At 61.7% G+C, this 19,785-nt stretch carries 17 protein-coding genes; 10 read left to right on the top strand and 7 right to left on the bottom strand.

The window, feature by feature from the left end; translation table 11 throughout:
* The first annotated feature begins 12 nt into the window (after positions 1-12).
* The 10 genes from bioF to KSS97_RS26595 all read left to right on the top strand — a co-directional run bounded on the left by bioF (position 13) and on the right by KSS97_RS26595 (position 11,834).
* Complete coding sequence (gene bioF / locus KSS97_RS26640) at positions 13-1,191, top strand: 8-amino-7-oxononanoate synthase (protein WP_217860493.1); 1,179 nt, start codon at positions 13-15, stop codon at positions 1,189-1,191.
* Entirely contained in the window at positions 1,184-1,915 is a 732-nt protein-coding gene (locus KSS97_RS26635) for an alpha/beta fold hydrolase (protein WP_217860492.1), read from the top strand. The genes bioF and KSS97_RS26635 overlap by 8 nt, the downstream gene beginning before the upstream one ends.
* Complete coding sequence (gene bioC / locus KSS97_RS26630; RefSeq protein ID WP_217860491.1) at positions 1,908-2,717, top strand: malonyl-ACP O-methyltransferase BioC; 810 nt, start codon at positions 1,908-1,910, stop codon at positions 2,715-2,717. Before KSS97_RS26635 ends, bioC begins: the two co-directional genes overlap by 8 nt.
* Complete coding sequence (bioD, locus tag KSS97_RS26625) at positions 2,714-3,394, top strand: dethiobiotin synthase (RefSeq protein WP_030139259.1); 681 nt, start codon at positions 2,714-2,716, stop codon at positions 3,392-3,394. The genes bioC and bioD overlap by 4 nt, the downstream gene beginning before the upstream one ends.
* Positions 3,395-3,513: 119 nt before the next feature.
* On the top strand, positions 3,514-3,810 hold the full coding sequence (locus KSS97_RS26620) for a hypothetical protein (RefSeq protein ID WP_030139258.1): 297 nt from the start codon (positions 3,514-3,516) through the stop codon (positions 3,808-3,810).
* Positions 3,811-4,087: 277 nt separating this feature from the next.
* A complete protein-coding gene (locus tag KSS97_RS26615) occupies positions 4,088-5,893 on the top strand; it encodes a phenylacyl-CoA dehydrogenase (RefSeq protein WP_030139257.1) in 1,806 nt (601 codons plus the stop codon).
* Positions 5,894-6,117: 224 nt separating this feature from the next.
* On the top strand, positions 6,118-7,407 hold the full coding sequence (locus tag KSS97_RS26610; RefSeq protein ID WP_217860490.1) for a GGDEF domain-containing protein: 1,290 nt from the start codon (positions 6,118-6,120) through the stop codon (positions 7,405-7,407).
* 91 nt (positions 7,408-7,498) lie between these two features.
* Positions 7,499-9,295, top strand: coding sequence for an acyl-CoA dehydrogenase C-terminal domain-containing protein (locus KSS97_RS26605; protein WP_217860489.1), 1,797 nt, complete (start codon positions 7,499-7,501; stop codon positions 9,293-9,295).
* Between the two features lie 269 nt (positions 9,296-9,564).
* Positions 9,565-11,343, top strand: coding sequence for an acyl-CoA dehydrogenase C-terminal domain-containing protein (locus KSS97_RS26600; protein ID WP_217860488.1), 1,779 nt, complete (start codon positions 9,565-9,567; stop codon positions 11,341-11,343).
* 332 nt (positions 11,344-11,675) lie between these two features.
* Positions 11,676-11,834 carry a YqaE/Pmp3 family membrane protein gene (locus KSS97_RS26595; protein ID WP_003177654.1) on the top strand — a complete coding sequence of 53 codons (159 nt, stop codon included), beginning with the start codon at positions 11,676-11,678 and terminating at the stop codon, positions 11,832-11,834.
* A 150-nt stretch (positions 11,835-11,984) separates the two neighbouring features.
* Here KSS97_RS26595 and KSS97_RS26590 read toward each other — a convergent pair whose 3' ends face one another.
* The 7 genes from KSS97_RS26590 to pqqF all read right to left on the bottom strand — a co-directional run bounded on the left by KSS97_RS26590 (position 11,985) and on the right by pqqF (position 19,778).
* The gene (locus KSS97_RS26590) at positions 11,985-13,811 is read right to left on the bottom strand and encodes an alpha/beta hydrolase family protein (RefSeq protein WP_217860487.1); all 1,827 of its coding nucleotides are present in this window, start codon (positions 13,809-13,811) and stop codon (positions 11,985-11,987) included.
* Complete coding sequence (gene pqqE, locus KSS97_RS26585; RefSeq protein WP_085987043.1) at positions 13,777-14,907, bottom strand: pyrroloquinoline quinone biosynthesis protein PqqE; 1,131 nt, start codon at positions 14,905-14,907, stop codon at positions 13,777-13,779. Before pqqE ends, KSS97_RS26590 begins: the two co-directional genes overlap by 35 nt.
* A complete protein-coding gene (gene pqqD, locus KSS97_RS26580) occupies positions 14,900-15,175 on the bottom strand; it encodes a pyrroloquinoline quinone biosynthesis peptide chaperone PqqD (protein WP_217860486.1) in 276 nt (91 codons plus the stop codon). Before pqqD ends, pqqE begins: the two co-directional genes overlap by 8 nt.
* The gene (pqqC, locus tag KSS97_RS26575) at positions 15,172-15,924 is read right to left on the bottom strand and encodes a pyrroloquinoline-quinone synthase PqqC (RefSeq protein WP_198797842.1); all 753 of its coding nucleotides are present in this window, start codon (positions 15,922-15,924) and stop codon (positions 15,172-15,174) included. The genes pqqD and pqqC overlap by 4 nt, the downstream gene beginning before the upstream one ends.
* Positions 15,925-16,100: 176 nt before the next feature.
* Positions 16,101-17,012, bottom strand: a complete 912-nt coding sequence (gene pqqB, locus KSS97_RS26570; RefSeq protein WP_030139249.1) for a pyrroloquinoline quinone biosynthesis protein PqqB — start codon at positions 17,010-17,012, stop codon at positions 16,101-16,103.
* Positions 17,013-17,091: 79 nt separating this feature from the next.
* A complete protein-coding gene (gene pqqA / locus KSS97_RS26565; RefSeq protein ID WP_003177660.1) occupies positions 17,092-17,166 on the bottom strand; it encodes a pyrroloquinoline quinone precursor peptide PqqA in 75 nt (24 codons plus the stop codon).
* Between the two features lie 170 nt (positions 17,167-17,336).
* Positions 17,337-19,778 carry a pyrroloquinoline quinone biosynthesis protein PqqF gene (gene pqqF / locus KSS97_RS26560; protein ID WP_217860485.1) on the bottom strand — a complete coding sequence of 814 codons (2,442 nt, stop codon included), beginning with the start codon at positions 19,776-19,778 and terminating at the stop codon, positions 17,337-17,339.
* Positions 19,779-19,785 lie beyond the last annotated feature (7 nt).

Below are 19,785 nucleotides of genomic sequence, written 5' to 3'. Positions count from 1 at the left end.
GTTGAGGCCAGCATGCCCTTCGATCTCGCCGCACGCCTGGCTGCCCGTCGTGCTGAAAATCTCTATCGCCAGCGCCCGCTGCTCGAAAGCCCCCAGGGTCCGGAAGTGGTGGTCGACGGCCAGCCGCTGTTGGCGTTCTGCAACAACGATTACCTGGGCCTGGCCAATCACCCGCAAGTCATCGAGGCCTGGCGCGAAGGTGCCGCGCGTTGGGGCGTCGGCGGCGGGGCCTCTCATCTGGTAATCGGCCACAGCGGGCCGCATCACGCCTTGGAAGAAGCATTGGCCGAGCTGACCGGCCGCCCGCGGGCGTTGCTGTTCACCACCGGCTACATGGCCAATCTCGGCGCGGTCACGGCGTTGGTCGGGCAGGGCGACACCGTGCTGGAGGATCGCCTCAACCACGCTTCATTGATCGATGGCGGGTTGTTGTCCGGCGCGCGTTTCAACCGTTATCTGCACAACGATGCCCGGAGCCTGGCCCAGCGCCTGGAAAAGGCGGTTGGCAATACCTTGGTGGTCACCGATGGGGTGTTCAGCATGGATGGCGACGTCGCCGACTTGCCGGCCCTCGCCCGTGAAGCCAAGGCCAAGGGCGCCTGGCTGATGGTTGACGATGCCCACGGCTTCGGCACGCTGGGCGCCAGCGGCGGCGGTGTCGTCGAACATTTCGGTCTGAGCCAGGAAGACGTCCCCGTGCTGGTCGGCACGCTGGGCAAGGCTTTTGGCACCGCTGGCGCCTTTGTGGCGGGCAGTGAGGAACTCATCGAAAGCCTCGTCCAGTTCGCGCGTCCCTACATCTACACCACGAGCCAGCCACCGGCTTTGGCCTGCGCCACGCTCAAGAGCCTTGAACTGCTGCGCAGCGAAGATTGGCGGCGTGAGCATTTGCAGCGACTGATTCGCCAGTTCCGCCAGGGCGCCGAGCAGATTGGTTTGCAATTGATGGACAGTTTCACGCCGATCCAGCCCATCCTGGTCGGCGATGCCGGGCGGGCGATGCAACTGTCACGGATGCTGCGTGAACGGGGGTTGATGGTGACCGCGATCCGTCCACCGACCGTCCCCGCCGGCGGTGCTCGCCTGCGTGTGACCCTGACCGCCGCCCACAGCGAAGCCCAGGTGCAACTATTGTTAGAGGCACTGGCGGAGTGTTTTGTCCAACTGGGACCGGAGCCGAGTCATGCGTGATCGACTGATATTGCTGCCTGGTTGGGGCCTGGGCGTTTCGCCTCTCGAACCGTTGGCCGCTGCGCTGCAGGGGCTCGATGAGCACTTGCAGGTGGAAATCGAGCCCTTGCCGGCGCTGGCTTCGAGCAATCTGGCGGACTGGCTCGATGAGTTGGACGCGACGTTGCCCCAGGATGCCTGGCTCGGAGGCTGGTCCCTGGGTGGCATGTTGGCCTCGGAACTGGCGGCGCGGCGGGGCGAGCGCTGCTGCGGCGTGCTGACCTTGGCCAGTAATGTGTCTTTCGTGGCGCATGATCAATGGCCGATCGCGATGGCCGGCGAGACCTTCGATGGGTTTCTTGCCGGGTGTGCTGCGGATCCGCGCCAGACGCTCAAGCGCTTCAGTTTGCTGTGTGCCCAAGGTTGCGGCGACCCACGCGGGTTGTCGCGATTGTTGCTCGGCGGTGCACCGAATACAGCGCCTGAAGTGCTGATGGCCGGGCTCGAGTTGTTGACGCTGCTCGACACTCGTATGGCATTGCAGGGGTTTCGCGGCCCGCAATTGCATTTGTTTGCCGGGCTCGATGCCTTGGTGCCAGCCGAAGCGGCGGGCGAGTTGTTGGCGCTGTTGCCGGATGTCGAAATCGGCCTGATTGAACAGGCCGGCCACGCATTTCTTCTGGAAGACCCCCACGGCGTGGCGGGGGCGATCCAGGCTTTCTTGCATGAGTCTGGTGATGACTGATTTGTCCGTGAAGCTACCTGGCGCCTTGCCCGATAAACGTCAGGTCGCGGCCTCGTTTTCCCGGGCGGCGGCCAGCTATGACAGCGTCGCTGAACTGCAGCGTGACGTGGGGCAACAATTGCTCGGGCGACTGCCTTCGTCGCTCGATCCGCAGCGCTGGATGGACCTGGGCTGTGGTACCGGTTATTTCACCCGGGCCTTGGGTGCTCGTTTCGGCGAGGAGACCGGCTTCGCGCTGGATATTGCCGAGGGCATGCTCAACCATGCTCGCCCAAGAGGCGGGGCCGCGCATTTCATCGCCGGTGATGCTGAGCGGCTGCCTTTGCGGGCGGCGAGCTGTGATTTGGTTTTCTCCAGTCTCGCGGTGCAATGGTGCGCCGATTTTGCCTCGGTGCTGAGCGAGGCCCATCGCGTATTGAAACCGGGCGGCGTGTTTGCCTTTACCAGCCTCTGCGTGGGCACACTGTACGAATTGCGTGACAGTTGGCGTCAGGTGGATGGCTGGGTGCACGTCAACCGTTTCCGGGAATTCGAGACTTATCAACAGTTATGCGCAAGCAGCGGATTGAATGTCCTCCGCCTGGAAAATCAGCCCCACGTATTGCACTACCCGGATGTACGTAGCCTGACCCACGAATTGAAAGCATTGGGCGCTCATAATCTGAACCCGGGCCGACCCGGAGGATTGACGGGCAGGGCGCGAATCCTCGCGCTGGTCGAAGCCTACGAGCAGTTCCGCCAGGCCCAGGGCCTGCCCGCGACCTATCAGGTGGTCTACGCCGTGTTGGAGAAACCGCTATGAGCCAGGCTTATTTCATCACCGGCACCGATACCGATGTGGGCAAGACCACCGTTGCGGCGGGCCTGCTGCACGCGGCGCGACAAGCCGGCATGAGTACGGCTGCCGGCAAACCGGTGGCCTCCGGCTGCGACGTGACGCCCAAGGGCCTGCGCAATGCCGACGCCTTGGCGTTGCTGGCCGAGTGCTCGGTGCCGCTGACTTATGCACAGGTCAATCCGGTGGCATTCGAACCGGCCATTGCACCGCACCTGGCCGCCCGGGAAGCCGGTGTGGCGTTGACGGTGCAGTCGCTGCTGGGGCCGATGCGCGAAGTGCTGGCGCTGGACGCCGACTTCACCTTGATCGAAGGCGCGGGCGGTTGGCGCGTGCCGCTGGCCGGCCAGGACAATCTTTCCGACTTGGCGATAGCGCTGGGGCTGCCGGTGATCCTGGTGGTGGGCGTGCGCCTGGGGTGTATCAGCCATGCGTTGTTGACGGCCGAGGCTATTGCCCGTGACGGTTTGCAATTGGCCGGTTGGGTGGCAAATATCATCGACCCGGCCACCTCGCGCCTCGAAGAAAACCTGGCGACCCTGGCCGAACGCCTGCCGGCGCCTTGCCTGGGCCGGGTGGCGCGGATCCAGAGCGTGACGGCTAAAGCGGTAGCCGAGCACCTGCAATTGGATTTGCTGGACTGAGAACCCGCCAAGGTTTTGCCTATGATGAGGCACTGTGCCATTAGTGTTTTTGTCGGGTGTTTTTCCAGGGCTTCTGTTTCAATGCCGGTGTCGACCCCTTCAAGTAGACGAGCCCTGCCATGGAAATCTCAGGAAACACCGCGTTCTATGCCGGTCTGAGCACGATTCAGACAGGGCAGAACCGTGTCGATCAGGCCTCCAGCCAGATCGCCAACAATACAATCGAGCGTTCGGTCACCAGCCAGTCGTCCGAAGTCCAGGTCGATCGCCTGCGTTCGGTGGATCGCAGCCAGCAATCGGATGTGGCCAGCAACATGGTCGAAATGGCCCAAGGCAAGTTTCAAGTACAGCTGGGCGTGAATGTCGCCAAGGCTTCCGATGAGATGCTTGGTACGTTGATTGACACTTTCGCTTGATACAAGCACCTGAGATTTATGAGAACGCCGCGATTATTCGCGGCGTTCTTGTCTCTGGTGTCTTATTGCTCGACTAATCTTTTTTTTGCAGGCATCGCTGATTTTTCAACGCGATGGTTTTTCTGTGTCCGATATTTTCCAGGGGTCGATGACGAACGGCGAAGGATCGACGCTTGACAAGGTTTGGGCGTAAACGTATGTTTCAAACACCTGTTTGACCGCTACAACAATTCGCCGCGGTCGTTCATCCCCGGTTACATCAGCAGAGGTTATCGCTATGCCTGACTACAAGGCCCCCTTGCGTGATATTCGCTTCGTTCGTGACGAACTGCTCGGCTACGAAGCGCATTATCAGAGCCTTCCGGCTTGCCAGGACGCAACTCCGGACATGGTTGACGCCATTCTCGAAGAAGGCGCCAAGTTTTGTGAGCAGGTGCTGGCGCCGCTGAACCGCGTGGGTGACATCGAAGGTTGCACCTGGAGCGAGTCCGGCGTGAAAACCCCGACCGGCTTCAAGGAAGCCTACAAGCAGTTCGTCGAAGGCGGCTGGCCAAGCCTGGCCCACGATGTCGAGCATGGCGGTCAAGGCTTGCCGGAGTCCCTGGGCCTGGCAGTCAGCGAGATGGTCGGCGAAGCCAACTGGTCGTGGGGCATGTACCCGGGCCTGTCCCATGGTGCGATGAACACCATTTCCGAACACGGTACGCCCGAGCAGCAAGAGGCTTACCTGACCAAGCTGGTGTCCGGCGAATGGACCGGCACCATGTGCCTGACCGAACCTCACTGCGGCACCGACCTGGGCATGCTGCGCACCAAGGCCGAGCCTCAGGCCGATGGTTCCTACAAAGTGACCGGCACCAAGATCTTCATTTCGGCCGGTGAACACGACATGGCCGACAACATCGTCCACATCGTGCTGGCACGCCTGCCGGACGCACCGGCCGGCACCAAGGGCATTTCGCTGTTCATCGTGCCGAAATTCCTGCCTAACGCCGATGGCACCGTCGGCCAGCGCAATGCCGTGAGCTGTGGTTCCCTGGAACACAAGATGGGCATCCACGGCAACGCCACCTGCGTGATGAACTTCGACGCGGCCACCGGTTTCCTGATCGGCCCGGCGAACAAAGGCCTGAACTGCATGTTCACCTTTATGAACACCGCACGCTTGGGCACCGCGCTGCAAGGCCTGGCCCACGCCGAGATCGGCTTCCAGGGCGGTTTGAAATATGCTCGTGATCGCCTGCAAATGCGTTCCCTGACTGGCCCGAAAGCGCCGGACAAGGCCGCTGACCCGATCATCGTCCACCCTGACGTGCGCCGCATGCTGCTGACCATGAAAGCCTTCGCCGAAGGCAACCGGGCGATGGTCTACTTCACCGCCAAGCAGGTCGATATCGTCAAGTATGGTGTGGACGAAGAAGAGAAGAAGAAAGCCGACGCGCTGCTGGCGTTCATGACGCCAATCGCCAAGGCCTTCATGACCGAAGTCGGCTTCGAATCGGCCAACCACGGCGTGCAGATCTACGGCGGTCACGGTTTCATCGCCGAGTGGGGCATGGAGCAGAACGTGCGCGACAGCCGTATCTCGATGCTGTACGAAGGCACTACCGGCATCCAGGCGCTCGACCTGCTGGGTCGTAAAGTGCTGATGACCCAGGGCGAAGCACTCAAGGGCTTCACCAAGATCGTCCACAAGTTCTGCCAGGGCAACGAAGGCAACGAAGCGGTCAAGGAGTTCGTGGAACCCCTGGCTGCGTTGAACAAGGAATGGGGCGAGTTGACCATGAAGGTCGGCATGGCCGCCATGAAGGATCGCGAAGAAGTGGGCGCGGCCTCGGTGGATTACCTGATGTATTCCGGCTATGCCTGCCTGGCTTACTTCTGGGCCGACATGGCGCGCCTGGCGGCGGAGAAACTCGCAGCCGGCACCAGCGAAGAAGCCTTCTACACCGCCAAGCTGCAGACCGCGCGCTTCTACTTCCAGCGCATCCTGCCGCGCACCCGCACTCACGTTGCGGCCATGTTGTCGGGCGCCAACAACCTGATGGACATGAAAGAAGAAGACTTCGCGCTGGGCTACTAAGCCTTACGCGGTTCTTCACAAAGCCGCTGCTTCTTCGGGAGCAGCGGCTTTTTCATGGTCACCACAATTTCCTTGTGGGCATCAAGTGTGATTCTGAAACAATATTCATCCAACCCAACCCTAAGAAAACTTCCCCACCTGCCGTTACAGCGATGGCAGTGTGACATCGGTCACACCTCGCGTGCACAATGCCATCTTTGATCAGCCGGGTCGGAGCTTTACCCTTGCCGCGTTCTTCCGCTGTACGTCTGAGCCATTTCCTACCGTCACTGCTGCTGTTGTTGTCGGGGCTTGCGGCTGCCTACGTCAAGGATCTCAACGTCTTCTTCACCTCCCTGTTCAATGTGCTGCCTACATTGGTGCTGCTTCTGGGAGGCGCGTATTGCGCCGTCTACCGCCGTCAGCGCGAGCTGTTTCTGATGGTCACGGTGTACATCGCCTACTTCCTGCTGGATACCCAGACCGATTTTTACCGCGATAACGGCAAGGTGCGTGAAGACGCGGCGGTGGTCTTCCATCTCGTCTGCCTGCTGCTGCCGCTGTTGTTCGGGCTGTTCGCCGCGTGGCAGGAGCGCACCCATCTGTTCCAGGACATGGTGGCCCGGTTCGCGGTGTTGCTGGTCTTCGGCAGCGTGGCCCTGGCGCTGGAGCAAAGTTTCCCCCAGCCGTTGTTGTTGTGGCTTTCGGAGATCCGCTGGCCCGCGTTGCACGGCGCCTGGATGAGCCTGATCCAATTGTCCTACCCAATGTTCGCGGCTGCGTTCCTGCTGCTGGCCTGGCAATACTGGCGCAACCCCCGGCCGCTGCACGCGGCGCAATTGGTGGGCTTGCTTGGCTTGTTCTGGATGCTGCCGAAAACCTTCATCCTGCCGTTCACCCTGAACATCATGTGCAGCCAAGTGATGTTGATGATCGCCGCCGCGGTTGCCCACGAGGCTTATCAAATGGCCTTCCGCGACGAACTCACCGGCCTGCCGGGACGTCGGGCGCTGAACGAACGCATGCAGCGCCTGGGGCGCAATTACGTGCTCGCAATGAGCGACGTCGACCATTTCAAGAAATTCAACGATACCCACGGCCACGACGTCGGCGACCAGGTGCTGCGCCTGGTGGCCAGCAAGCTGTCGAAGATCGGCGGTGGCGGTAGGGCGTATCGCTACGGCGGCGAGGAATTCGCCTTGGTGTTCGCAGGCAAGACCATCGATGAGTGCATGCCCCACCTGGAAGTCATCCGCCAATCCATCGAGACGTATGCGATTCAACTGCGCAATCCCGACAACCGTCCCCAGGATGACCAGCAAGGTCGCCAGCGTCGTTCCGGTGCTGGCGCCTCCAGCGTATCGGTGACCGTCAGCATCGGCGTGGCCGAGCGCATCGAGCAGCGTACGCCCGAAGAAGTGCTTAAATCGGCAGACCAGGCGCTCTATAACGCCAAGGGCGCGGGTCGAAACTGTGTGATCGCCTTCGGCCAGAATCGTCGCGGCGCGGTGCGCATGGAAGCCGTCGCGGGTTGAGTGATGATGGCGCATTCAGCGTCTGGACTGTGATTGTGAGGCTTGATGGCCGGCAGTAGGTTGGAACGATCTGCTACCGGAGAAAACCACCATGCCCGAGTACAAAGCCCCCCTGCGTGACATGCGCTTTCTGATCGACCACGTCTTCGATTTCCATGGCCGCTATGCCGAGCTGGGTGCCAGCGATGCCAGCCCGGACATGGTCAGCGCCATCCTCGAGGAAGGCGCCCGGTTCTGCGAGAACGTGCTGGCGCCACTCAATCGCCCTGGTGATGAAGAGGGCTGCCATTTCGACAACGGCGTGGTGACGACGCCTACAGGTTTCAAGCAAGCTTTCGCACAGTACGTGGAAGGCGGCTGGCACGGCCTGGCGGCGGATCCGGCGTATGGTGGCCAGGGCCTGCCCAGTTCCCTGGGGTTGGTCATCAGCGAAATGATCGGGTCGAGCAACACGTCCTGGGGCATGTATCCCGGCCTGACCCACGGCGCCATGTCGGCCATCCACGCCCATGGCACCGAGGAACAGAAGCAGACCTACCTCAGCAAACTCACCGCCGGCCAGTGGACCGGCACCATGTGCCTGACCGAAGCCCACTGCGGCACTGACCTTGGGATTATCAAGACCCGCGCCGTGCCTCAGGCTGACGGCAGTTACGCAGTGACCGGCAGCAAGATCTTCATCAGCGCCGGCGAGCACGACATGAGCGACAACATCATTCACCTGGTGCTCGCCAAGCTGCCGGGTGCGCCGGCCGGGACCAAGGGCATCTCGCTGTTCATCGTGCCGAAGTTCCTGCCGGACGCCACGGGCGAGGCCGGGGAACGCAATGGCGTTTCCTGCGGGTCGATCGAGCACAAGATGGGCATCAAGGCCTCGGCCACCTGCGTGCTGAATTTTGACGGCGCCAAGGGTTTCCTGATCGGCGAGGCGAACAAGGGCCTCAATTGCATGTTCACCATGATGAACCACGCCCGCCTCGGCACTGGCATGCAGGGCCTGTGTTTGGGCGAGGCGAGTTTCCAGGGCGCGATCAAGTACGCCAACGATCGTTTGCAGATGCGTTCGCTGACTGGCCCCAAGGCACCGGAAAAAGTCGCCGATCCGATCATCGTCCATCCCGACGTGCGTCGAATGCTGTTGACGATGAAGGCCTTCAACGAAGGCAACCGGGCGCTGACGTATTTCACTGCGCAATTGCTCGACACTGCGCACCTGAGCAGCGACGAAACCGCCCGCCAGGAGGCCGAAGACTTGTTGGCTTTTCTCACACCAATCTGCAAAGCCTTCATGACCGACACCGGACTGGAGGTGACCAACCACGGCATGCAGGTGTTTGGCGGCCACGGTTTTATCCGCGAATGGGGCATGGAGCAACTGGTGCGCGACTGTCGGATCGCGCCGATCTATGAGGGCACCAATGGCATCCAGGCCCTGGACCTGCTGGGGCGCAAGGTCCTGGGCAGTCAGGGCAAGTTACTGCGCGGCTTCACCAAGGTCGTCCACAAGTTCTGCGCCGCCAATGCCGGGCATCCGCAGCTCGACGGATACGTTGCGCAGCTCGATGGCCTCAACCGGCAGTGGGGCGAACTGACGACCCAGGTTGGCATGGCGGCCATGAAAAACCCCGATGAGGTAGGGGCTGCCTCGGTGGATTACCTGATGTACAGCGGCTACATCATCCTGGCCTATCTGTGGCTGCGGATGGCGTTGGTGGCCCAGGCACAGCTCGACAGTGGCGACGGCGATGGAGATTTTTGCCGGGCCAAGCTGGCGACCTGTGAGTTTTATTTCAAGCGCCTGCTGCCGCGCACGACCGCTCATCGGGCCGCCGTCGAGGCTGGGAGTGAATGCCTGATGAAGTTGCCGGCGGAGTTGTTTGCGCTTTGATGGGCTGAGACATTCTCCGTGGCGAGGGAGCTTGCTCCCGCGTGACCGGGCTGGCGCTCCAGTGCGTAGCGCTCAAAAGAGGGCTGCTGCGCACCCCAGCGGGAGCAAGCTCCCTCGCCACGGTAAAACATCAACTTTTGACTGTGACTAAAAATAACAAAACAGTCATGGGTTGACCCTATGTGTCGCAAAAGTTGTTGGGGTACACTCTGGCCCATTGCGAAACCGCTTTCCTACGAACCAATTGTTTAGATCTTGCGAGGTTTGCCATGGCTGACTACAAAGCGCCCCTGCGCGATATGCGCTTCGTCCTCAATGAAGTGTTCGAGGTCGCAAAACTCTGGGCCCAACTGCCGGCGCTGGCCGAGACCGTGGATGCTGAAACTGTCGAAGCGATTCTGGAGGAAGCCGGAAAGGTCACCAGTAAAAGCGTCGCCCCCCTCAGTCGTGCAGCTGACGAAGAAGGTTGTCACTGGTCGGACGGCGCTGTCACCACGCCGGCAGGTTTCCCACAGGCCTACAAGACTTACGCCGAAGGCGGTTGGGTCGGCGTTGGCGGTGATCCGGCTTATGGCGGCATGGGCATGCCCAAGGCCGTTTCGGCCCAGGTCGAGGAAATGGTCAACTCGGCCAGCCTGTCCTTCGGCCTGTATCCGATGCTGACCGCCGGGGCTTGCCTGTCGATCAACGCCCATGCAAGCGAGGAATTGAAAGCGGCGTATCTGCCGAACATGTACGCCGGTATCTGGGCCGGTTCCATGTGCCTGACCGAGCCTCACGCCGGTACCGACCTGGGGATCATCCGCACCAAGGCGGAGCCCCAGGCTGACGGTTCCTACAAGGTCAGTGGTACGAAGATTTTCATCACCGGCGGCGAACACGACCTCACCGAAAACATCATCCACCTGGTGTTGGCGAAACTCCCGGACGCTCCGGCTGGGCCGAAAGGCATCTCGCTGTTCCTGGTGCCGAAATTCATGGTCAATGCCGACGGCAGCCTGGGCGCGCGGAACGCGGCCAACTGCGGGTCGATCGAACACAAAATGGGTATCCAGGCGTCCGCCACGTGTGTGATGAACTTCGACGAGGCCGTGGGTTATCTGGTAGGCGAGCCGAACAAAGGCCTGGCGGCGATGTTCACCATGATGAACTACGAGCGCCTGGGCGTCGGTATCCAGGGCCTGGCCACCGGCGAGCGCTCCTACCAGAACGCCATCGAATACGCCCGTGACCGCCTGCAAAGCCGCTCGCCAACCGGCGCGCAGAACAAGGACAAGGTCGCCGACCCGATCATCGTCCACCCGGACGTGCGTCGCATGCTGCTGACCATGAAAGCCTCGAACGAAGGTGGCCGCGCGTTCTCCACCTACGTCGCGATGCAACTGGATACCGCGAAGTTCAGCGAAGACCCCGCCACCCGCAAGCGTGCGGAAGATCTGGTCGCGCTGTTGACCCCCGTCGCCAAGGCCTTCCTCACCGACCTGGGTCTGGAAACCACCGTTCACGGCCAGCAGATCTTTGGCGGTCACGGCTACATTCGCGAATGGGGCCAGGAGCAACTGGTGCGCGACGTGCGCATCACGCAAATCTACGAAGGCACCAACGGTATCCAGGCGCTGGATCTGGTGGGACGCAAGATCGTCGGCAGTGGCGGGGCGTTCTATAAATTGTTCGCCGATGAGATTCGCCATTTCACCGCCACGGCAAGCAGCGAATTGTCGGAGTTCACCAAGCCGTTGAACGACGCCGTCGGCACGCTGGACGAACTGACCGAATGGTTGCTGGACCGGGCGAAAAACAACCCGAACGAAATCGGCGCGGCGTCGGTGGAATACCTCCAGGCATTTGGCTACACCGCATACGCCTACATGTGGGCGCTCATGGCCAGGGCGGCCCTGGGCAAGGAAAACCAGGATGAGTTCTATGCCAGCAAGCTGGGCACGGCGCGATTCTACTTCGCCCGCCTGTTGCCGCGGATCCATTCCCTGAGCGCTTCGGTGAAGGCCGGCAGTGAGTCGTTGTTCCTGCTGGAACCCGGCCAATTCTGAAACATGCCGTCATGTAAGCAAATGCTTACATGACGTGCTGGCGATTTCCCTCTATCGTCCGATTGGATCCAGGGCTAATCTAGCTTCCATGGACGTAGCGCAGGACGCGCAAAAGTAACAACACGGACACGTAGGATTCTGCCAGGAAGGCGGAGTGAAATGGATGTCAGGGAAACAGTCTGCAAAGCCCCGCTTCGGCGGGGTTTTCTTTTGTCCGCGTTTTTTATCGGCGGACGCTTTCGAGGCCTCCCGCGAGCAATTACTGAACCCCGACGAGCGGGCAGGTGTCCATGGCTATGGCAACGTGGCCATCGCTCATCAGGGAGTCATCCATGGATTTCATTCGCATCATCATCGCCATCCTGCTGCCGCCGCTGGGTGTGTTCCTGCAAGTCGGGTTTGGCGGGGCTTTCTGGTTGAATATCCTGCTGACGCTGTTGGGTTATATCCCCGGCATCGTGCATGCGGTGTACATCATCGCCAAGCGTTGAAGTCCTGCGGTCAGGGGATTCCTTTATTGAGGATTCCTTGGTGGCGAGGGAGCTTGCTCCCGCTCGATTGCGCAGCGATCGCAAAAAGCTTGGGGCCGCTCCGCGACCCAGCGGGAGCAAGCTCCCTCGCCACAAAAGCGCGCCGCTTTTTTATAAGCAAGCCCCTATTACCTTTCGATAAAACAACCACTCATGCTCCAGCGCATGCGCCTGGTTCACGGCCTTGCGAAAGCCGTGGCGCTCGTCGGCGTAGTAGTACGCCTCCACTGGAACACCTTTGTCCTGCAATGCCTTGACCATATCGCGGGTCTGTTGCGGCACGACCACGGCATCCAGCTCGCCTTGGAAAAAAATCATCGGCGCGCGGATCCTGTCTGCGTGAAGCAACGGAGTACGGGCCCGATAGCGCTCGGCATCTACGTGCGGGTCGGCGATCAGCCAGTCCAGATAGTCGCCTTCGAACTTGTGCGTGGCGCGGCCCAGGGCAACCGGATCGCTGACACCATAGAGGCTGGCTCCGCCACGGAACACATCCCGGAATGCCAAGGCGCAAAGGGTCGTATACCCACCGGCGCTGCCGCCACGAATGAAGGCGCAGCGGCCATCGACCAGGCCTTGCTCATCCAGGTACGCAACGACGGCGCAGGCATCCTCGACATCCACCACGCCCCAATTCAGATGCAATGCCTGCCGGTAGGCCCGGCCATAACCACTGCTGCCGCGGTAGTTGAGATCGGCCACGGCAAAGCCGCGCTGGGTCCAGTACTGGATGCGCGGATCAAATATCGGATAACAGGCGGAAGTCGGCCCGCCATGGATGAATACCACCAGCGGCGGTTTCGGGTTGGCGTCCATGGCCGGATAAAAGAACCCGTGGGCTTCACTTGAAGCAACGGGGTAGCGCAGGGTCTGTGGACGGCTGATCTGTTCGGCCGATAGCGGCGCAATACCGCCAGCCAGCACGGTGGTGTCGTGGCTCTGTCGTTCGATGGCAATGACCGCCGACGGGCTGGTTGGCGAGGCGGCAATGGCATAGATGAAACGCTCATCTTGCGCCAGGCTGCGAAAGCGGCTGTAGGCCTCGGTAAAGTCTTCGGTTGCGTCACCATGGCACAAGCCCAGCCGACCAAAACCCGCCTCGGTCCAGCTCGCCAGGTAAGTCTCTTCGTCGATGGGCAGCCAGGTACAACCGCCCAATTGCCAGGGCGCGGGGGCGTGGTCGGCTTCGGCGGCAGCCAATGGCCTCAGGACGCCCACGTATTCACCCCAAGGTTGCCAGTAACCGCCTCGATCGGTCAGGCAATAAAGACGATTGGAAGCATCGAAGCGCGGTTGCTGGATGGACTCCTCCGCACCGTGACCCGCCATGCAGACCGGTTCGCCCCAACCTGCATCGTTGCGCTCGGCCAGCATCAGCCGCGTGGCCGTCCAGGGCTGGTGGGGGCGACTCCACTCGATCCAGGCGAGACGCTTTTGATCAGGACTCATGATCGGCGCGGCATAGAAATCCGCGCCTTCGGCCAATACGCATCGCTGATGATCGGTCAGCCCGATCGACACCAGACGATGCTGGTTGGCCTGTTCTTCCACCGCTAGCACGTGCCTTGCGGCGAAGTGCAGATCGCCATATCGACGCTCACCCGAGGTCAACGCCACGGGGCGCGGGTCTCCCAGCGATTGGTGATACAGCTGTTGGTCGGCCTCGTTGACAAACAGCACGCCGTCATCGCTCAGGCAGAACGACCCGCCGCCATACTCATAGACCCGGCTGCGCACGCTGAAGCCATCCGGGGTCAGGCAATGCGCCTTGCCATCGCGCCAATGCCAGATCCGACAGGCTCCGTCCGCGGGGCGGTATTCATTCCAGAACAGGCCCAGGGGCCCGAGTTGCAGTTCGGCAAAGTCGATGCCTGCCGCGACAGCCTGGGCGGCGCTGAGTGGATCAGCCTTTAACGATGAGGCGTGAGTTTCGTTCATTGCGAAAGGCCAGTTGCTCGATGGTTTGCGTGGCGTGCTCGGCGTCTTCGCGAGCCTGGAGAATTATCCCATGGTGTTCGGATTTGCTGCACACCGGGTCGGCATTGCTGGCATCGCCCGTGAGCATGAACGCCTGGCAGCGGCAGCCGCCGAAATCCTTTTCCTTTTCATCGCAGGAGCGACACGGTTCGGGCATCCAGTCATAACCGCGGAAGCGGTTGAAGCCGAACGAGTCGTACCAGATGTGCTGCATGCTGTGGTCGCGCACATTCGGGAACTGCACCGGCATCTGCCGGGCGCCGTGACACGGCAATGCCGTGCCGTCCGGCGTGACGGTGAGAAAAATGCTGCCCCAGCCGTTCATGCAGCCCTTGGGGCGTTCTTCGTAGTAGTCCGGCGTGACAAAGATCAGTTTGCACGGGTTGCCTTCGGCTTCCAGCTTGGCCCGGTATTCGTTAGTGATGCGCTCGGCCCGCACCAGCTGTTCCCGGGTCGGCAGCAGGCCGACGCGGTTGAGCTGCGCCCAGCCGTAGAACTGGCACGTGGCGAGTTCGACGAAGTCGGCTTCGAGGGCGATGCACAGCTCGATGATGCGGTCGATCTTGTCGATGTTGTGCCGATGGGTCACGAAGTTCAGCACCATGGGATAGCCATGGGCTTTCACCGCCCGGGCCATTTCGAGTTTTTGCGCAAAGGCTTTCTTCGAGCCGGCCAGCAGGTTGTTCACCTGCTCGTCGCTGGCCTGGAAACTGATCTGGATGTGGTCCAGGCCAGCCTTCTTGAAGTCGCTGATCTTCTGTTCGGTCAGGCCGATGCCTGAGGTGATCAGGTTGGTGTAGAAACCCAGCTTGCGCGCCTCGCCGATCAGCTCGGCCAGGTCCTGGCGCACCAGCGGCTCGCCGCCGGAAAAGCCCAATTGCGCGGCGCCCATCTCCCGGGCTTCGCGAAAGACCTTGAACCACTGCTCAGTACTCAACTCTTTGCCTTGCTCGGCAAAGTCCAGCGGGTTGGAGCAGTACGGGCATTGCAGCGGGCAGCGATAAGTCAGCTCGGCCAGCAGCCACAGCGGCAGGCCAACGGCGGGCTTCTCAGGCAAGGGTGATCCAGTGCTGTGCACGGGCGACCTCCATGAATTGCTCGATGTCGTCACCGAGCTCTGGCACACCGGGAAATTGTTTATCCAGCTCAGCAATGATTGCCGCCACATCGCGTTCGCCATCAATCAGGCCACCGATCAGCGCAGCGCTGTCGTTCAGCTTGATCATGCCTTCAGGATAGAGCAGCACGTAGCCTTTCTGGGCCGGTTCGTACTGGAAGCGATAGCCGGGGCGCCAGTTGGGGGTTTGGCTGCGATCGAAACTCATAGGGTAATTCCTTTATGCCAAACCCGTTGGTCGGTCACGGTGTGATAGGGCGGGCGATTCAGTTCGTAGGCCATGCTCATGGCGTCGAGCATGCTCCAGAGAATGTCCAGTTTGAACTGGAGGATTTCCAGCATGCGGTCCTGGCCAGCGCGCGTGGTGTAGTGCTGCAACGTGATCGCCAAGCCATGCTCCACGTCGCGCCGGGCCTGGCCCAGGCGGGTGCGGAAGTATTCGTAGCCGGTCGGGTCGATCCACGGGTAATGCTGGGGCCAGCTGTCGAGGCGCGACTGGTGGATCTGCGGGGCGAACAGTTCGGTCAACGAGCTGCTCGCGGCTTCCTGCCAACTGGCCCGGCGGGCGAAGTTGACGTAGGCGTCCACCGCGAAGCGCACGCCCGGCAGTACCAGTTCCTGGGAGCGCAGTTGATCGGGGTTAAGTCCCACCGCTTGGCCCAGCCGCAGCCAGGCTTCGATGCCGCCGTCTTCGCCCGGGGCGCCATCATGGTCGAGCAGCCGCTGGATCCACTCGCGGCGGATCTCCCGGTCCGGGCAGTTGGCCAGGATCGCGGCATCCTTGAGCGGGATGTTTACCTGATAGTAAAAGCGGTTCGCGACCCAACCCTGGATCTGCTCGCGAGTGGCGCGGCCTTCATACATCGCCACGTGATAGGGGTGATGAATGTGGTAATAGGCGCCCTTGGCACGCAGGGCCGCTTCGAACTCGGCGGGGGACAGGGGGGTGTCAGTCATTTTGGTTCTCCGGGAAATACCCGCGGGTTCTGTGGTGTCAGGGCAGGCCCCATCGCGAGCGCGCTCGCTCCCACACTGGTTGTGCTGTGAATCCAATATCAGTACGACTCGGACAACTGTGGGAGCGAGCTTGCTCGCGATGAGGCCCGCTGGTCCCCGCAGTCGTTCAGCCCTTCCTACAACTCGATACTCATCCCGTCGAAAGCCACTTCAACGTTCCTGCGCACCAGCTCGGCCCGCTCGGGCGAATCTTCGTCAAGGATCGGGTTGGTGTTGTTGATATGGATAAGGACCTTGCGCTGCTCGGGCAGTTGCTCCAGCACTTCGAGCATGCCGCCCGGACCATTCTGGGCCAGGTGGCCCATTTCCCGGCCAGTTCGGGTGCCGACGCCACGGCGCTGCATTTCATCGTCGTCCCACATCGTACCGTCCACCAACAGGCAATCGCTGCCGGCCATGATCTGTAGCAACGACTCGTCGACCTTGCCCAGGCCTGGGGCATAGAACAGCTTGCCGCCAGTGCGCAGGTCCTCGACGATCAGTCCGATATTGTCGCCCGGGTGCGGGTCGAAGCGATGGGGCGAATAGGGCGGCGCGGCGCTGCGCAGGGGCAGTGGGGTGAAGCGCAGGTTCGGGCAGGCGGCGATGGTGAAGCTCTGGTCGAGTTCAATGCGATTCCAACTCAACCCGCCGTTCCAGTGGGTCAGCATGTTGAACAGCGGGAAGCCGGTGCTCAGGTCTTCATGGACCATGTCGGTACACCAGACTTGGTGCGGGCAGCCTTCACGCAGGCTGAGCAGGCCGGTGGTGTGGTCGATCTGGCTGTCCATCAGGATGATCGCGCCAATGCCCGTGTCGCGCAGGGCCCGGCCAGGCTGCATAGGGGCGAAACCCTGGAGTTGGGCGCGGATGTCCGGTGAGGCGTTGCACAACACCCAGCTCACGCCGTCATCGGAAATCGCGATGGACGACTGGGTACGCGCCTGGGCCCGCAGGCTGCCGTTGCGAAAACCTGCGCAGTTGGCGCAGTTGCAGTTCCACTGGGGGAAACCGCCGCCGGCGGCGGAACCTAGAATCTGGACGAACATGGCCGCTCCATCTGCAAACCGAAATAAAAAACGCCCCGGATGACCGAGGCGTGGTGTTGCTTACTACCGCCTGCAGCTATCAACGGCTGGCGAAGTACATGGTGACTTCGAAGCCGATACGCAGATCGATATATGCGGGTTTGGACCAGGACATGGGAATACTCCTTTGGTTGGGATGCTTCGGTTAGATGGTACAGGTGGAGCCTATACATATAGTCCACCTCCGCAGGGAGATGTTCAGATGCTTAGGCGGCTATGTTACTAAATCTGACAAATTCGTTCGCCGCGATTCTTTGAGAAAGCTCGTTGCACGGTCCGTAACGATCAATGCCCCGCTTGCCAAGGCATTCCCGGACACGGCGCGTTGCTCAGGCAATACCGTCCGCCATGGGCGTCGGCCAGGCGCTGGGCCGCGTCTATCAAGTGTCTGCGCGTGATAGCTGTTATGGCGTCGGGTAACTGTTGAAGGTAGTCCGATGGACGACCGGCCAGCTTGCCTTGCCAGAGCACTTCGGCGACCTGGGCAACCGGCAGCACGGTACTTTGCAACTGGCTGCCCAGGGCTTGTCGTTGGCTGGCCAGGGTCGCATCGTCAATCTGCTCGATCAGCGCCACCAAGCCGCCCAGGAACTGCTCCATATGCTCGACCAACTGTGCCGCCGACGCCGCGGGGGATTGCGCGCCCAGCAACAAGCCGGTCCGGCCGTCGATCTGTTTCAAACCACTGAACACCGCATAGCCCAACTGCAACTCGACCCGCAGGCGTTGGTAGTACGGGGCTTGGCACAGATGGGCCAGCAGGCGCCACGCGGCTTCGTCGGCCAAATCCAGGGTGGGCGTGGGACAGAACAGCAGCACGGCCTGTTCGTCGCCTTGGGTCTGGAGCGAATGCCAGCGACGCATCGGCGCAGGCACGCTCGTTGTCGGGGCTTCCTCTCGGGCGATGCCAGGGACTCGCGCCAATACGGGACCGATGGCGGCCTGGGTGGCTGCCGACAGACCGACGGCCAAACCGTCCCAGTGGGCGTTTGCCCAGGTGCCTTGATCGCTGTCGGGTAAAGGTTGCGAGGATGGCCGTGGGGTTTGCTGACAATGATTCGGCAATTCGCGCAACAGCTGTCGGATCGGTATCAGCGGCGTGTCGTCCCGGGCCGGGCCGGGCGGCAGTGGCTGTCCCAGCTTCGTCAGCAAGTGCTCAAGGACCAACGGCATCGGTGCCTGCAAGCCGAGCAGTTTCAATAGCCATTGCTGGCCGCTGGGTTCAAAGGCGATGTCGACACCGGCCTGCCGGGCATCTTCCTGCAAGTCCGCCAACTGCCGATCAAGCCTGGATTTCAGACTGAGCGGGGTTTGTGCCGGCAATTGCCAGCGCAGATACACCGCACCCTCAGGTGAGGTGTCCGGCAATGCCTGGCTGAACTGCATGGGCGAGCGCTCCCGGCGGCCCCGGCTGCGGTCCTGGGCAAATGTGCGCAAGCCACGGTGGGCGCTGGTCTGGCCGCGGATCAAACCGGCGCGGGGTGGTTCACTGATGGTTTGCAGAAATGGGTTGGGCGCTGGCACGTGCCATTGTCCGACGACGTTCTCCACAGGGTGCAGTTGCCTGAGGATTTCCCTGAGGCGTATCAAATCGTTTTCCGACAGCGGGCCTTCGCGTCCTTCGCAGTCCCAGCGCGCCAGCTGCAAGGCGGTCGCGGTCTCTTGCTGACGTTGCCGAAGCGTGGTGTATGCCTGGCGCAGTGATGCCCAGTCGTCCTGGGCGGTAAAAAAGCCCAGCCAGTCGCGCAGCAACGGCCGGCTATCGACGGGTGTTTCTCCGCTGTCGAGCTTGAGTTCGATATGCAGCAGCGCTTGGCCGGCAAATTCATACAACGCGGTGGCCTTGAGGCTGTCAGCCAGGCCTTGCTGGCGCAATGTCGCGAGCAAGCCGCCAGGCTTAGGGTTGCTCAGCCAGTGGCACAGGAAATCCAAGGCTCGGGGCGAGGCGGCGGGCAGCTGTTCGAAGGCGAACAGCAAGTCGAGGCCGCCTTCCCGCGTCTGCTGATAACTGGCGCCGGCGGACGCCATGAGCCTCGGCGGTGCCTGCCGGAGCGCTGTTTCATGGGTGGGCACGTGCTCGCTGAATTGGATGGCCAGGGTCCGCAAGGCTTCGATGTCCTGCGGGCCAGCCAGGCTCAGGGTCATTTGGCCGCCCTGATAGAAACGCTGGTAGAAATCCCGCAGTGCCGTTTGGAATTCCGGCTGTGATACGCCGAGGCTGTCGCGATTGCCCGCATGAAATCCCCGTAGCGGATGTCTCGCCGCTAACCCTTCGTACAAGGCCATCTGTCGCTGGGCCGCTGCGTCCTGGGACCAGGCGACGAATTCAGCGTGGAGGACCTCGCGTTCGCGCATTTGATCGTTTTCGTCCAGGCGCGGATGGACGAGCATATCGGCCAGCCGGTCCAGTCCGCCGGGCAGGGCTGCCGGTGGCAACTCCACGAAAAAGTCGGTGGTGCGTTCGCTGGTGCGCGCATTGATTTGCCCGCCGTGACCTTGCACGTAGGCCATCAGGTGCTGTCCGGTAGGAAAGCGTTCTGTCCCCAGGAAGAAAAGATGCTCGAGGAAATGCGCCAGGCCCGGCCAGGCCTCGGGCGCATCGTGGCTGCCAGCCGCCACCCGCAACACAGCGGCGCAGCGCTTGAGGCCGGGAACATGACGCAATGTCACCTGCAGGCCGTTGGCCAGGGTTTCAATGTGGGGGCGGAGGGGATCGGGGACCGGCATGAGCGCT

Origin of the sequence: Pseudomonas alvandae, from assembly GCF_019141525.1 — a bacterium.
Taxonomy (GTDB): domain Bacteria; phylum Pseudomonadota; class Gammaproteobacteria; order Pseudomonadales; family Pseudomonadaceae; genus Aquipseudomonas; species Aquipseudomonas alvandae.
This window is presented reverse-complemented; position numbering and strand designations above follow the sequence as displayed.